Annotated in this window: 14 protein-coding genes and 1 pseudogene; 6 read left to right on the plus strand and 9 right to left on the minus strand. The window is 56.4% G+C overall.

The window, feature by feature from the left end; all coding sequences use genetic code 11:
* The first annotated feature begins 18 nt into the window (after positions 1-18).
* Positions 19-1,344, plus strand: coding sequence for an HlyD family type I secretion periplasmic adaptor subunit (locus RAK1035_RS08885; protein ID WP_008281747.1), 1,326 nt, complete (start codon positions 19-21; stop codon positions 1,342-1,344).
* A 472-nt stretch (positions 1,345-1,816) separates the two neighbouring features.
* Here RAK1035_RS08885 and RAK1035_RS08890 read toward each other — a convergent pair.
* The 4 genes and pseudogenes from RAK1035_RS08890 to RAK1035_RS08905 form a co-directional block, all read right to left on the minus strand.
* A pseudogene (locus RAK1035_RS08890) lies at positions 1,817-1,945 on the minus strand (integrase core domain-containing protein); the annotation flags it as partial.
* A gap of 382 nt (positions 1,946-2,327) precedes the next feature.
* Positions 2,328-2,873, minus strand: coding sequence for a YaeQ family protein (locus RAK1035_RS08895; protein ID WP_008281748.1), 546 nt, complete (start codon positions 2,871-2,873; stop codon positions 2,328-2,330).
* Positions 2,874-3,334: 461 nt separating this feature from the next.
* Positions 3,335-4,483: an MFS transporter gene (locus RAK1035_RS08900; RefSeq protein WP_008281749.1), complete on the minus strand. Its 1,149-nt coding sequence runs from the start codon at positions 4,481-4,483 to the stop codon at positions 3,335-3,337.
* Positions 4,474-5,109, minus strand: coding sequence for an FMN-dependent NADH-azoreductase (locus RAK1035_RS08905; RefSeq protein WP_037298065.1), 636 nt, complete (start codon positions 5,107-5,109; stop codon positions 4,474-4,476). Before RAK1035_RS08905 ends, RAK1035_RS08900 begins: the two co-directional genes overlap by 10 nt.
* Before the next feature lie 117 nt (positions 5,110-5,226).
* Here RAK1035_RS08905 and RAK1035_RS08910 point away from each other — a divergent pair, with 117 nt between their 5' ends.
* From RAK1035_RS08910 to RAK1035_RS08920, 3 genes are read left to right on the plus strand one after another with little or no spacing between them, the layout of a single operon-like run.
* Complete coding sequence (locus RAK1035_RS08910) at positions 5,227-5,532, plus strand: hypothetical protein (protein WP_037298068.1); 306 nt, start codon at positions 5,227-5,229, stop codon at positions 5,530-5,532.
* Positions 5,533-5,536: 4 nt separating this feature from the next.
* Complete coding sequence (locus RAK1035_RS08915) at positions 5,537-6,241, plus strand: helix-turn-helix transcriptional regulator (protein WP_008281752.1); 705 nt, start codon at positions 5,537-5,539, stop codon at positions 6,239-6,241.
* A complete protein-coding gene (locus RAK1035_RS08920) occupies positions 6,201-6,707 on the plus strand; it encodes a DUF6194 family protein (RefSeq protein WP_008281753.1) in 507 nt (168 codons plus the stop codon). Before RAK1035_RS08915 ends, RAK1035_RS08920 begins: the two co-directional genes overlap by 41 nt.
* A 1,180-nt stretch (positions 6,708-7,887) precedes the next feature.
* On the opposite strand, the gene RAK1035_RS08925 is transcribed toward RAK1035_RS08920, so the two are convergent.
* From RAK1035_RS08925 to RAK1035_RS08945, 5 genes are read right to left on the minus strand one after another with little or no spacing between them, the layout of a single operon-like run.
* The gene (locus RAK1035_RS08925; protein WP_083803332.1) at positions 7,888-9,150 is read right to left on the minus strand and encodes a DNA cytosine methyltransferase; all 1,263 of its coding nucleotides are present in this window, start codon (positions 9,148-9,150) and stop codon (positions 7,888-7,890) included.
* 27 nt (positions 9,151-9,177) lie between these two features.
* A complete protein-coding gene (locus tag RAK1035_RS08930) occupies positions 9,178-9,981 on the minus strand; it encodes a hypothetical protein (RefSeq protein WP_008281756.1) in 804 nt (267 codons plus the stop codon).
* Positions 9,981-10,895, minus strand: coding sequence for a hypothetical protein (locus RAK1035_RS08935; RefSeq protein WP_008281757.1), 915 nt, complete (start codon positions 10,893-10,895; stop codon positions 9,981-9,983). The genes RAK1035_RS08930 and RAK1035_RS08935 overlap by 1 nt, the downstream gene beginning before the upstream one ends.
* Positions 10,892-12,679 carry a competence/damage-inducible protein A gene (locus RAK1035_RS08940; protein ID WP_008281758.1) on the minus strand — a complete coding sequence of 596 codons (1,788 nt, stop codon included), beginning with the start codon at positions 12,677-12,679 and terminating at the stop codon, positions 10,892-10,894. Before RAK1035_RS08940 ends, RAK1035_RS08935 begins: the two co-directional genes overlap by 4 nt.
* Before the next feature lie 48 nt (positions 12,680-12,727).
* Complete coding sequence (locus tag RAK1035_RS08945) at positions 12,728-12,952, minus strand: hypothetical protein (RefSeq protein WP_008281759.1); 225 nt, start codon at positions 12,950-12,952, stop codon at positions 12,728-12,730.
* 264 nt (positions 12,953-13,216) lie between these two features.
* On the opposite strand from RAK1035_RS08945, the gene RAK1035_RS08950 reads away from it, so the two are divergent.
* The gene (locus tag RAK1035_RS08950) at positions 13,217-13,564 is read left to right on the plus strand and encodes a very short patch repair endonuclease (protein WP_008281760.1); all 348 of its coding nucleotides are present in this window, start codon (positions 13,217-13,219) and stop codon (positions 13,562-13,564) included.
* A 368-nt stretch (positions 13,565-13,932) separates the two neighbouring features.
* A protein-coding gene (locus RAK1035_RS08955) for an IS3 family transposase (protein ID WP_085976969.1) occupies positions 13,933-15,059 on the plus strand; the annotation gives its coding sequence in 2 pieces (ribosomal slippage) (positions 13,933-14,197 and positions 14,197-15,059; 1,128 coding nt in all).
* Positions 15,060-15,106 lie beyond the last annotated feature (47 nt).

The following is a 15,106-nucleotide window of genomic DNA, read 5'->3' on the forward strand; positions in this document are numbered from 1 at the left end:
AACAGAAGGATTATTGGAATGACTAAATCTGGTTCTGTCAAAAACGCACCACAATCCCCAGCGGCATTCGACCGGCTCCGCGGGCGCATTATTCTTGGCGTTCTCATGATGTTTGGACTGTTGGGTGGTGTGGGCGCATGGGCGTTCAATGCAAACTTAACCGGAGCTGTCATAGCATTGGGGACGGTCAAGGTTGACCAGAACCTAAAGCAGGTTCAGCACCGCGACGGTGGGATCGTTGAGAAAATTTCCGTGCGCGAGGGCGACGAGGTCGAGGCGGGTCAAGTCATGTTTCGTCTCGATGACGCGCAATCACGGGCAGAGCTATCAATTCTCTCTGCTCAATTGGACGAGGCTGAGGTTCGGCGCGCGCGTCTCGTTGCAGACCGTGAAGGTGCCGCTGAGGTCAGATTTCCCAAGCGTCTCTCGATGTCTGATCCACAACAAAGCGAGTTGATGTCAGGTGAACTGCGCCTCCATGCTGGGAATATCGTGAACCGCGACAATCAGCGCGAGCAGCTTGAACTCGGTATCGCTCAGGTGAACGATGAGATTGTGGCGCTCGTTTCGCAGCGCTCGGCGTTGACAGATGAATTGGCCCTTGTGGAAGAAAGCCACTCGCGTGTTGTAAACCTGTTCGAGAAAGGTTTGATCCAAATGCCTCGGGTGGATGAAGCAAAACGCGAACTGGTTCAGATGCGTGGCAAACTTGGCGAGCTTGACGCCAATATTGCGCGGTCCCGGTCGCGGATCAGCGAGATCGAGATGCGGATTCTTTCCGTGGACGAAGTTGCAAGAAATGAAGCGCAACGGGAGCTTACGGTGGTCGAGGCACGCATTCAGGAACTGTCCGACCGGTTAACAGCGGTGCAGGACAAACTTTCACGGACGGAAATACGCGCACCGATTTCGGGGCGGATCAACGAACTGTCGGTGTTCACCGAAGGCGGGGTCATCACGCCAGCCGAGATATTGGCAACGATTGTTCCGGCCTCTGCCGAGTTGCGGATAGAGGTTCAATTGCCGACCACAGCAATAGATCAAGTCTATCTTGATCAGACGGCCCGTGTCCGGTTTTCATCCTTCAACCACCGTACGACACCTGAAATTCTCGGCACGATTTCGCACATTTCACCGGCAACGACCATTTCCGCATCCACCGGGGAGCCATTCTACATCGGCTATGTCGATATATCGCCAGAAGAGTTTGCAAGGCTGAACGGTCTAGCCTTGATGCCGGGAATGCCAACTGAAGTCTATCTCTCCACCCAAGAGCAAACTGCGGCGGCCTATTTCGCACGGCCTCTCATGGATCAATTTGAGAAGGCCTTCCGCGAAGAATGAGTACCCTGAACCGTACCCAGTGATTTGGACCGAGAGGTCGGTGTACTCGACAGCTTTCCGCACGTCTTCTTCTAACTTTACTCGCTTTTCGGCATCGGGATTTTGTGTGGTCTCAGTCGGCTCTAAGGCGGACATGGCGGACTTAGGCTCATCGTGCCTCACGCAGGCGTGTTTAGCAACAACATCGGAGATTGAGCCGTTGACCAATAGTGTGAGTTTCGGCGCTGGGTCACGGACAAGATCGGCCTCAGAGTCGCCTTCAGCAATGTATCCGAACCGCAGCGGCTCGCATTGGACCAACCGAATGGCGAATGACTTTCCAGAAGGACCATCGCGGCGAGTGGATATTTCGATCATTCCATCCCTCCGTTTGTCCATTCCGGTAACGAAGTATTTTGCCTTAGCGACACTTGGAACCGAGAGGCGCTCACCTGGAAGTGGTCTGCCCCCATTGAGTGGTCTGGTTTGACTGTTAGTGCATGGTCGGTCTCTGGTCTATCGGGACGATGCTTTCGGGTACCGGTGGACGGTATCCCAGAGCACTGTGCGGTCTGACAGTGTTGTAGTGGCGCCGCCATTTCTCGATCAGGATCTGGGCCTCGCGGACATGATCTACATGAAACGGTTCAGCCCGCGTGAGCTAATCATTCACAGTTGTCCGGGCCTCTACCTGTCCATGGTACCGCACAGCACCCAGGAAGGAGGCCCGGCGCCATCCGTTGGCAGTGGTAGTGAACTGACACGCTTAAATGCTGAAGAAATTGCCCGAATCCAAGTGCAGCATATGGTGGAGCAACTAAGGAAGAATCGAGCCGGATATCTAAGGCAATGCAGGGCGCTATAGCACCCCGCCGGCCCAAAGCCGCCGTGTGTCACCGTGATCGGCGCTGTGGTGCAGCTTACCCAGTGCGGACATTGGCGCGCTGGAGTTAACTGTGTTCAATTCGGGCTCCTCCGGTCCAGTATGCGACAGTTACGGCAACCTATGTTACGTCCTTCCATGTGTCGGGCGTGACGTAGACGACGCTTTCATCGACGCTGACCATTACATCCCCGTCCTGAATATTGACCTGGAGCTTCATCGCGCGGTTGGCCAGTTTTGCCAATGTGGCCGTATCGGCCTCCGAGAAATTGACGACACGGAGATTGTCGAAACGAGTGGTGCCGTTCTTGACCTTGTCCCACCACATTTCGGCAATTCTGCCGCCATAGGGGTAGACAATCACCTTTGCGGCCTTGTTGCAGGACTGCCGCATGACTTTCTCGCTCGGAAGTCCAAGTGCCACGCATAAATTGATCTCGCCACTCAGGCTCTTCTGCCAGATGTCAGGCTCGTCGTCCGTCGAAAGCCCCTTGGTCATTTCCAGATGCTCGTGGGCATTCAGTGCGAAGGCGACGATGCGCACCATCAGTCGCTCGTCCGTCTCCGAGGGGTGTTTTGCAACGGTCAGTTTATGGGTCTCGTAATAGTGGCGATCCATGTCAGAGACCGACAGTTCAATTTTGTAAATGGTGGCATTCTGCGCCATGATCTTTCCCAAACCTCCAAGGATCGGACTGCCTACCCCGTCCGGTGATCCTTGGGAAGCAGATATAGGGCCCGCAATCAGCCAAGCGGCAACGCAGTGTGCCCCAATGGAGGACGTCACCGTTAACATCGTCGGTCCGAGTCCGCGCAGCATCAACGCACTCGGCCCGTTGCTGCCGGTCGCTACATGAAGGCAGCGATCGCGTATCTTCCCCGGACTGGCCATTTATATCGGGCGCGCCAATCTTGACGACGTAAAGTCAGTCGTAAGCACAAAGCCGCCGTATGACGAACGGCGGCTTTCGAGAGGGAAGACAGAGGCGGCGCATATTGTCTTTGAGGATGGGGGTCTTTTGGCTGGCTGTTTCTCGAGGAGCGTCACCGTCGAAAAAGTCCTTCTTACTGGTCAAACACGCGTGGCGACCGTCCACCAGCCGGAAGGTGCCTGGTGGTCGGTCGCCCTCAAATCTCCTTGGTCCGAGTGCGTGTGGTGAACGCTACAAGAGCGATGGCCAGGCCTGCGCCGGAGAGGGAAAAGACGAAACCAGCCGCACCCCCCAGATCCATTGCTGCGCCTGCAACAAGTGGACCTGTCACTGAACCGAGTTGATACAAGATCAGAAAGGCGGCTGAGGCAGCGGCCAACTGCGCTGGAGAAAAACGTTCTCCCAGAAGTATCAGGGACAAGCCATACAGGGCCAGGATCAGCCCACCCGTGATGAATGCCGCGACGAAAACCAGACCGCCTGTTGAAAGTTGAAGCAGCGCCCCAATCGCGATCAGGGCTAGTCCAATCAACCCCAGCAACCGTTGGCGGCCAATGCGATCTGCCATGATACCGACTGCAAATTGCAGCACGACGCCCCCGATGATGCAGGTCGTCAGCAACCGCAGCGCGCCGGTTTCATCCAGCCCGGTTTCAAGCCCCCAGAGTGTCAGCAGCGAAAAGATCAGGGCCTCGGTGAAACCAGCCACAAACGCGCCAACGGCCATGACCGGCACGGCGCGCGCAGCCGACAGAACGCCTGACCCCTGTTCGGCCACGATGGTCGGTGCGAGGCGGCCAACGGCGATCAGCGGCAGGACGGCGAGCGCCAGGGCACCGCAACCCATCGCGAAAGGGGCAATCCCGGTGATCCCGGTGTAGTCCAGCAGCAGCGGGCCAGCGGAAAACCCGATGAACAGGCAGGCGACGTAAGCCGCAATGACCCGTCCCCGGCTTTCCTCCTGCGCAACCGAATTGACCCAGATGTCGCCCGCAAGCCAGGGCAGCGCCAGCCCCGCACCAATCACGAACCGCATCGCAACCCAGACGGGCGCGGTTTGCACCAGATACATCACGACCAGGCCCGCGATCCCGATCCCGCAGCCCAGTATCATCGCCCGGACCGCGCCAAGTTTCTGTGCCACAGACGGCAACACTGGCATGAATAGCAAGATCGCCAGCGGGGCCATTGCCCCGGCCAGACCAACCACCCATGCCGCACTCCCCCAAGCCTCAAGCGTCAGGGAGGTAAGGGGAAAGGTCAAGCCGAGCGTCAGCCCGATGCCGAGCATATGGAGCATGACCGCACCGAGGCTAAGGCGGCGGTCCTGTGCGGTCAGTTCCATGCGGTGCTCCATGTCTTGGCAAGGGACGCGGCCTCTGTCTTGGCGGCATCAAGGGACATGGCGGCGGCGTCCGGCCCTGCAAACATCATGGACTGTGCAGCCACAAAACTCAGATCGGTAACGCCGAGAAAGCCGAGGATGGCCCGGATATGTGGTGTCAGGCAGTCAAGGCCGTCGAACACATCGCCAGGACCGTAGGTGCCCCCGGTTGCGCTCAGGACTGCAACGCGCGTGTCGCCCAGCAAACCCCTCATGCCGGTCCCGTCGGCGAGAAAGGTTTTTCCGTTGCGCGACACATGATCGAAAAATGCCTTCAGGGTTGATGGCATGCCGAAATTGTAGATCGGCGTGCCGATGACGATGCCGTCCGCCGCCAGCACGCGGGCGACCAACGCGTCAGATGGCGCGATTGCTTGCCTCATTTCTGCGGAATGCTCCGCTTCGGGAAGCGTGATCGCGGCGGTTTCCAGCGCCCCGAAATGCCGTAGGGCATGCACGGCCAGATCAAGCCGGTCCACGGTGATGGCCAACCCGTTCTCGTGAAGGCAGTCAATGAAATGCGACGACAGGCGGCGGGAGTAAGAGCCCTCCGTTCGGGCGGAGGCGTCAATGTGTAGGATCTTCATGGATTTTTCCTTGGTCTCTTGATCTCCTTCCCCAATGGCGCCTTTCAACTGACAGACTGTGGCAGTTGAGATGGCGTAATGACAGCGGATCGCCTACAAACCCATCAGGAGAATCCAATGTCGAACGCCATCATCGAAAGCGTCACCTTCAAACTGAACGAGGGCGTCAGCCACGACGCCTTTTTAGCCGCTGCCAAGGGCATGAATGCCTGGGTCGTGGCGTGTCCCGGCTTCGTGCATCGCCGCTTGTCCTGCACCGAAGACGGCACCTGGATCGAGCACATCCAGTGGCAGGACATGCCCTCGGCCAAAGCGGCGGCTGCCGAGATCGGCAAGGTGCCGGGAAATGCCGATTTTCTGTCCGCGATCGACGGCAAAACCGTCCAGCTCATGCATTCCGAGCTGGCAGTGGCCATCAACTGACCGGATGCTGGAGCGCGGCAGACGACTTGCGGATATTGTAGAGATCGTCCGGGACGGGCGGCTCCACCTTGCCCGTGACATTGCTGATGCGCTCGAGGTCTCTGTGCGCACAGTCTACCGCGACATCGGCACGCTGGTGGCGGCCGGCGTGCCGCTAGATGGCGAGCGGGGCGTCGGCTACATACTGCGCGAGCCGGTGTTCCTGCCGCCCATGTCACTGTCGCTGGTCGAGCTTGAGGCGCTGAGCCTGGGTATGGCTATTGTCCAAGAGGCCGCAGACGCCGAGTTGCAGGTGGCCGCAGCGGGTGTGATGGCCAAGATCGGCGAACACGCATCCAACCGCCGTCAGGCCCCAAAATCCTGGGGCTTCGGCGTTTACGCCTTTGAAAAAGCGCGGGAAGGCTTTCGTCACATGCCGCTGATCCGGCGCGCAATCCGTGAGGGGCTGAAGCTGCGTATCGACTACCGGTCGCTGGATGATCAGATGACAAGCCGTGTGATCCGGCCGCTGCAGACCGAGTATTGGGGCCGGGTCTGGACATGTTCAGCTTGGTGCGAACTGCGGGACGGGTTTCGGGCCTTCCGCATCGACCGCATGCAGGTCTGCGAGGTCACGGGGCGGGGCTTCAAACCTGAAGTGGGCAAGACGATTGAGGATTACTTGACACATGTCGCAAACCAAATGGATCGAGATCGAGACCGTTCATAGCTTCATCACAAATGAACTGGACGGCGTCGTGCCGAAAGACGCGTGGGGCGAAACTTCTTATTTCTACAACCCGGGCCATGTCTTTCAACGTGGCACCTATTTTGCGACCATCAAGCAAAAGGACGGTGCCAATGATCGCGCGTCACAGCTTGATCGCAGTGGTGTCTGGCGTCTGAACTTGGGGGTCAGCAAGGAAGTGTTTTTCGAACTGTTCGGTCCTCCGCCCCCGCGCCCTGGAAAGGGTGGAGTTATCGATGGCGGTTGGGACTTTGCTGCAAGCGACCAGCTGATGCCGCATCCGATCTATGGGTGGATGTCATGGATATCCGTGCTCAACCCGTCCCGACTGACTTGGGGCAAATGCTTGCCGCTCGTCTCAGACGCGCATCTTCGCGCCAAAGGCACTTTTGAGCAGAGGAGAGCAAAACAGAATGGTTTAGCGCGACGAATTGCGGCGAAATCCTGAGGCACAACCTGTCATGTTTCGGCACGTTTTTGGTTCGAACCGAAAGCCGCCGTTCGGTGAGGTGCGACGCGAGCGAGGTTACAGGGTTCCATGCGCCACGGGCAGGCGGCCGTTTCACCCGCTCTGACTTCGCAAGGTAATGGCCGCTTCGTCGCTTTTATACTACGGCTTGCATGGGCGGCGACCGTCAGGTTTCCACCTTTTGCGCAGTCGAGCGGTGCCTCAGATGTGCTCGGCCCAGAACGAGCATATACCCGTAAGGCAGGGGCTTCGCTTTAGACAGGTCTAACCCCTTTTTCTTAACATGTTCTGCGGTTTTTCAAGCCCGCATGTTAAGTTGCTGGTGCGCCAGAGCTTTACCCCGCCTCCAACCAGAGCCCCCAAATGTTCGCCGAGGTCTCTCTAACACCAGGCGGCACTCCAGCGGCAGCAGCTGACAGAAGCTGTGCTTCTCCTGGGGAGTGACCTTCGAGGATGGCCGCTATTGATTTTCTTATCATCATCCCGTCTAAGCCCCTATGAAACAATGGTTCGGTTTGCCACTGCAAAACGTATTGAAAGCACTAAAATGCGCCAACCATGCGGTTCTCATTCTTATGAACAATTCTTCAGTGGGTTTGCGATGTTGTGAGTGCCATTCCGCACCACCCCAAGGACCTATGGCCGAAGTCGCTTGCGTCTGCCGTCAAATCGATCAGCCTGATATGTAAATTGTTCGCTACTATGTAAGCCCATCTGATTAAAATGGCGCACTAATCGTCTGTTTTTCTACGCATCACTGCCACTAACGCCAGCTGTTTCGAATGGCCGCTTTAAACCGGACCTAAAACTCGACACTCCAAACAAAGGTGCTTCACGCAATTAGAACTGAATGTGATACAAAATGAGATACAGATTTTATGAGGAATAGCCTGCTGTAGTTATAATTTCACATATATGCCAAATACTTGACGATTTTTACATCGATATAAGTGGTGCCCGGGGGCGGCGTAACCTGTTGCTTTTATTATAATAAGTTACGAGCCTGTGGGACTTTTTTCTTTCACCATGTTTATTGGATTTTCTCGGATTTGTGTCCCACTTTTCCGAGGGAGATTTGAGAACGAGAGCCAAGGTGGCGCACTCCATAGCACGTGAATTCCTTTGCGACCGTTCATGCAATGGTTGGGGATGTCTTTTGCTATCTGACTTCCCACGGAACCTTGGGAGCAGCGCCCGTCAAGACCGACAGCGCAGCGCAAACGGCTGACATGCCGAGGTAGGGGGGCACTGCATCACCGATCCATTTCGCCAACGCTTTTCGAGGCGGTTCGCCGTCTCCACCCATGAAGCCGTAGCCGTCTGGAAAGGATTGAATGCGAGCAGCCTCATGCGGCGTGACCAGGCGACGCCGGGTCGGATGGATGAACCTGCCTTGACCAGGCGTACCGATGCCGGTCGTGATCGTCGGCGCGGGCCGGTCAGGGTGCATTCGGCCATAGACCGACGTGTAAGTCGTTCCATCTTTGTGGCAGTCGGGCCGCTCGCTGTTCGGGAGGTCGTAGATTCCCTCGTCAAAGAGGAAGTCTATCCGCCTGATGTTCTCAGGTCCCTGGACAGGCGACGTGTCGAAAACAGAATTGCCCCCGCTGTCCCCAAGGTCGGCGATCGCCCAAAGGACGTCGCGTGGGTCCCGTTTCCCGAAACATGCTCCAGAATCCTCAGTTGCCAATTGGCTCAGAGTTTCTTGCAAGATTTCTTGCTCCGCATCTTTGACCGCGATCATGAAATATCGCGCGCGGGTCTGCCATCCGCCGAGATCGTCCATCCTAAGGACACGGTCGGCCACAGCATAGCCTTCGGACGCGAGAAGGCGGCGTGCGAGTTCGACGACGTCGCTATGGGAGCGAACCACGCCTGGAACATTCTCGATAACCACGGCTTTCGCCTCTAGGGCGACCGCGATCGCTGCAGTCGCGACGAATAGATCGTTCCTAGGATCATTTCGACGGGTGTGATTGTTCAGGTTCGAATGCCCTTGGCATGGCGGACCCGCGATAAGCAGATCCGTCTTGCCCACCTCTGTGGCGAGGTCATGCTGAATGATTTCGGGGGGATAGTCGAACGCTGCGGTATCGCCCATTTGATTGACCGAATAGTCGACGATCGTCGCCAAGGAGTCGGCGATCTTCTTTCTTACCGGCAAGGACCGACCGTAGACCTCCATTGCGGAAACATCCGCATCGGCTATCGCATGGAAAACCGCACGGCGATCGAAGCAACTGGCTGCAAGGGCTGCTCCCAATCCGAAGCCACCGGAACCGCAGAACAAATCGACAACCGACAATGGCTTCTTGGTGGGATCATCCCAAAGATGATCTCCCCGTAAGAATCCCCGCCACCATTCCGAATGCTCTGTGTCGGCTTCGGAAGAGTGGCAATCTGTTGCCACTTCTACGTTCATACAACCACTTTCGTGACGTCAGGCCGGTCAGTCTTTGACCCAAGCCCTAACACTGGACGTTCTCGTCCACACGCGTTCAATTAACGCTTTGCTCTGATTAATGTCCAGTAACTCAACGGACACATTGGCACAAGCCTTGGCCAAGTCTTTGGCAAGCTGACGTATCTCGGGAATGGTTAGCCTTGGCTTGTCCCGATCCGGCCCGGGAAACTGGAAATCGACGAAAGCTTGAAGAAACGGGCGGTGTTGGGCGTAAAGCACCCGCAGAAGATGGCTTCGCCAGAACTCGACAGATCCACCCCTAGCATATTCGTAAACCTTCGAAGTATCATCAGCCCCATCAACCAATCTTCCCATTTCGGCTCTGATCCAAAGCCTGAAGAAGAGCACTTCTTTCGCATGCTGACCTACGAAGTTGTTGCGGCCCGGAAGGTAATTCGGTGCTTTCCGCTCATTGTCCTCCAATTCAAGATCAACCTGGGCGTTTTCTTTGAATGGGTATCGATTTTCGACCAATGTCCGACCGGGTACAGTCGCGAACCAATACCAGAACTCCGGATCACGCAATGCCTCATGATCCGGGAGCGCCTTGTGCAGCATAACGGCGCCCTTCGATTCAAAGGCTTTTTCACCCTCTTTCTCCAAAAGAGCCGCCAGGCTGTCGACGATTGCCTGAATCTCCATTTCCCAATCGAACTCATCTCCGATTGGTTGCTTTTCGACCTTGGGAGCTTCAATGGGCGAAACTCTGGCCGACGCTTCCTCACAAGCATCTTGCCACTTCTTGAACCAGTCTTTGGCTGATTCCTCGGATACGATCGGATAGGGCATCAGACTTTCTCCAAGTCTTTGACTAGGCCACGGCTGTCATGGACTGCAGCGCGCAATCGTACCGGGTCTTTGATGAGGTTCTTCAGTTCAGAAAGCGACAAAGATTGATCCGCCCGCAGGTTTTCAAGGATCGCCTCTAGTGGGCTCCCTCCAGTAACCTCTTCGGCCTCGCTGACACCGTTTCCGTCCGCCAACAGAATTGCAGATGCGATCTCTGACCATATCAGTGCGGCAACGGCGGCCGCCGACTTCCCAGACGCGGAACTCAAAAGTACTTTTTCCGAAACATACGCCGTCGCGCACGAAGTTCCCTCGTCATAGACAGTGTTCAGGTCTTCGATATCATCGACATACACAAACGTGCCTTTCGGCAAATGCAAACTCTTGGCCAACTCCTCGGTGAGGGGGAGGATGCGGAAGGTCGACTGCCTTCTATCGAGTCCGATCGTGTAGACCTCCTTTGTCACCCAGCTTCCCAAATGGCTTGGCCATCCAGCGCCGAGATCGATTTCTTCTGCAAGGCAGATCGAAATGCCAAGTTCGAACAGGCCGGTCAACTTGGCATCCTTGAGCATGTGTTTAGGAACCTCGATACATTCCGGTGCCTCATCGCCAAGCGAGAACCTATCTATCAGCTCGCGGCGCAGCATCTGCGGGGTTCGCAAGGTGACGATCAAATCGAACGCCGCGCGCCGTTCCCCGAATACTGCATTGATCCGTTCTTCCGATAGCTTGGGATACAAGCGCGGAGCCATATCCGCCATTTGGCTATCATCGACGATCAGTCGGTTTCCTTGTACCGGTGCATCCCCAAACTTCAGGAACAGCTCCATCTCGTCGAGCAAACCTTCGGCCGCTTGCGCCCCGAAATAGGGACGGAGCGTCTTCGGTTGTGATCTGACCCACGCGTTCATTGCTTGACCTCCGTGACGAGCGGCTTGACCCTAGGCACAAAATCGACCGTCCAATCCGGCTCGTAAACCGCGCTCTCCAACTCCACTTCGACCTTCTCACCTGGCGACAATGTCAGGTGCCACTCCGCTTCATCGACCTTTTCGACATCGGCACCATTGAAGGAGGCCGTCAACGCAATCGGATCGAGGTGACGGTGGCCCTCATCAATCGAACTTAGCTGCATCGTGACCACCACCGGCAAATCACCCTCGTGATCTTCCTTGAGTTGGATCGTCACACGGCCTTTCACCTTCAGGCCATCCGCAGCTTGTTCGATCAGCACATCTGGCCTTAGCGAAACCGGGGTCTCAACTTTTCCCCCGCCGATCGGCTCCCGTTTGCCAGTCGGGCCGAACAGCTTCGCAAGCTCACGCTCCAGTTGGAGAAAGCGATTGCCATCGGATTTCTCGGGCGGACGCGCAAATTTTTGGAAAGTCCGCAATTCTCGCCAAATTCGCGAATGAACCGATTGGACAATTTCGCTCTCCTTACTCGAAGGATCCAATCTGTCGGCATTCGCATCCCACTGGTCATGTTCCGGTGGCTCTGATCGACGCAGAATGTCGTCGATATCGTCGTCTGCCAGAAACACACCGACAACAGGCGGATGACTTGGGAATCCACGCCGGTAGTATTGAACGACCATACCCGGCGAACGCACCAAAGCGATTGTGTCTCGCCGGTCTATCTGATCGGACATTTCATCCACCTCTTGCTCATCCGCCCATGCGAACAGCCCGAGTTGACCAATTTTCTTTCCATCCAATTTGTTGAAGTCAGCCTTCCGCCGGGACTTTCCACGTTGTTCCGGCGAACGGCCTAGTGCGACATCGAGTGCATCGATGAAAGGCCTCAACTCAGGATCTTGAAGAGGTCGCAAGTGCAGCCGCTGTCCGTCTTCATCGGTGATGTTTACGCGGAAGTTTTCGCGACGGATCTTCGGCCACCAGGAGCGTTCGACGCCTCGTTTGATGTCCTCCATCTTGAGCGGACAATCCACGATGGCGATCGTCGTGCCGATGTCGCCTTCTTCACGCGACATGTTGAGTTCCGCCGCCAACTCGTCGGCCTCGTCTCCAACGAAGGGATCGTGTCGGATGGGAATGCCATGTTCCTCGATCCGCTTCCCGAAGAACGCGCGACCACTCGTGGTCTGTCCATCGAATTCGTGCTCTCGGTGATAGGCACACCCCATCAGAACCGAGAGTGGTTGCCCACTTGCATCATGTGTCCGAGAGTAAGCAAAGATCACAGCAACCCGGGATGATGCGCTGTAGACCGCTTTGCCGAAACCATAAGAACCACCGGAATTCTTATCTTCGACAACCTTTTGACTGCCCCCGATCTCCATGAGCAGCTTGCGCATCTTCGAACTCGGAGACGTCGGATCCCCTGCCAACCCGGTTGTGCCGGAATCAACGACATGCAGAACACGAAGCGTCTCCGGTTTCGTCTCGAAAGCGTTCTCTGAGTGTAAGCCGAGCACACCGACCCTTGCGGCAAACGCATCCAATCCAGCGCCATGCCAGAAACGATCCAGATCGGCGTCTGAATAGGCATTCATCTGCAACGAAACTTGCGGCGTTTCACCTTCTCGCGCCGCATCGACGCTGTTTTGCAGCGCCTCGCGCGCCAGGCGTTCAGCGGCGTCCAATCCACTGCCGTTGAAAATCGACTTGAAGACTTCTCCGCCAGCGCCGCCGTCAGGATCGACACGTTTGTAAAACCAATTTCTTTCTACCACTCTCGGCTACCCTTCAAATTCATGTGCAATCCTGAACGCCCCCAGCACTCAAAGCTTGAAACTGCCACCCGTTCGGCTCTTCGGTGTGGCAAAGCGTTGCTCCACCTCCGAAACACTGTCACGCAACGCCTTAATCACCTTGCGGAGCTCGGCTTCTTCCCATTCATAGAGCGATCGATTGGAAAGGTTTCCGATACGAGAGATCGCTTCGATCGCTTTGTTCGTTCTGCTCTCCGCCAGTTGGCGGAACTTCTCATGCTTGGCCGTATCCATTGCCGAACCTCCGTTTGCGCCAGACCGCACCAACTTCTTCGCGGCAGGCTGAGCTCACTCGCACTTAGGGTAGAGATCCAAGATGCGCAACAGTATTTCTCGAATACTGCTCAAAAAAATCAAAATTTTTTACAGGAGAGCCGCGCAAAACCGGTGGAGTATTCGTAGAATATGCGGGCGACATCGACGCGAATTGGTGCCGCAAAGGCTGCTATATCTTGGTGTTGTTGGCAACCAGAAAGGGTATATGGCAAACACAATAGCATGACCGATACTGTCACCAGCGAAGTCAGATCGAAGATAATGGCACGGGTCCGTAGCAAGGACTCGAAGGCGGAAGTGACGCTTCGCAAGGCGCTCCACGCACGGGGCTTTCGGTGCCTTGTGAACCGACGCGGACTTCCGGGAACGCCGGATCTCGTCTTCCCGCGCCGCAGGGCGGTCCTGTTCGTTCACGTCTGTTTTTGGTATCGGCACGACGAGTGCCGAAAGGCAACGACACCGGCAACCAACGAGGCCTTCTGGACCGAGAAGTTCAAGCGGAACATCGAGCGCGACGCTCGCAAGATCGCCGAGTTGGAGGCCTTGGGTTGGCGCGTTGAGGTTGTCTGAGAATGCGAGATACTAAGCAAGCCGCTTGAACCTTTGCTGGACCGGCTCACTCGGTTCCTCAGTGACCCGCAAGCCGAACTTATGCAGTGATGGCACCGGAGGCATCGGCGCCACCAAGCTGAAGACAACTATATCTAGCCGCCATTCTGTTGTCGGACGGCACTTGCTGTAGAAACAATAGCGACTTAGAGAGTTTGGGAAGCGCAAACCATCCTTTCACACGCAGGTCACAGATTGCAGAACAAGCACGATTTCAGATTCGAAGTTGATCTCAATGTTATCAACCACCTTGGCGTTGGACTTGGAGTAGCCCCCTGAAAGTGGTCCACCAACTGGGATAGATTGTCCCGTGAATTGGAGGATCAGCGATGGCTGGAAAACGAGAGAAGCCCGAAGAGATCGTATCGAAGCTTCGGCAGGTTGAAGTTCTGCAAGGACAAGGCGCGACGATCGCCGAGGCGGTGCGCCAGATCGGCGTGACACAGCAGACGTTCTACAGGTGGCGTAAGCTCTATGGCGGGATGGGGAGGTCTCAGCTCGCACGCCTGAAGGAGCTTGAGAAAGAGAACCAGCGATTGCGGCGGGCTGTGTCCGACCTCACCCTGGACAAGCTGATCCTGACCGAGGCAGCAAAGGGAAACTTCTGAGCCCTTCGCGTCGCCGGAAATGCATCGACCATGTGCGGCGGGAACTTGGCGTATCAGAGCGCCGGGCCTGTCGCACACTGGGGCAGCACCGATCCACGCAGCGTAAGATGCCGCAAGGCCGTGCTGACGAGCAGCGTCTGACCGACGACATCATTGAATTGGCTGATCAGTACGGGCGCTATGGATATCGCATGGTCACTGGCCTGCTCAACAATGCAGGTTGGTGTGTGAACCATAAGCGGGTCGAACGCATCTGGCGGCGTGAAGGGCTGAAGGTCCCTCAAAAGCAGAAGAGAAAGGGGCGGCTCTGGCTGAACGACGGGTCGTGCGTGCGTCTGCGGCCCGAGCGCCCCAACCATGTCTGGTCCTATGACTTCGTCCAGGATCGCACCGCAGATGGCCGTGTCTACCGGACACTGAACATTATCGACGAATACACCAGGGAGGCGCTCATGATCCGCGTCGATCGCAAGCTCAACTCAACGGACGTGCTGGATGCACTGACCGATCTGTTCATCCTCCGCGGCCCGCCTGAATACATCAGATCCGACAATGGCCCGGAATTTATCGCTCAGAAGGTGCGGGACTGGATCGCCGCCGTCGGAGCGAAGACGGCCTATATCGAGCCGGGATCACCCTGGGAGAACGGATACTGCGAAAGCTTCAACGCCCGGTTCCGTGACGAGCTGTTGAACGGCGAAATCTTTTACAGCTTGAAGGAAGCCCAAATCCTGATCGAGCAATGGCGGGTTCACTACAACACGGTCAGGCCGCACAGCGCATTGGGCTATCGCCCACCCGCGCCCGAAAGCATCGTTCCGCTGGATCAAAGGCCCACAATGCACTAACAATCAAATCGGACCACCCGATGGGGGCAGACCAATTTTTAGGCTGC

The sequence above is a fragment of the Roseovarius sp. AK1035 genome, assembly GCF_003288315.1.
GTDB classification, from domain to species: domain Bacteria; phylum Pseudomonadota; class Alphaproteobacteria; order Rhodobacterales; family Rhodobacteraceae; genus Roseovarius; species Roseovarius mucosus_A.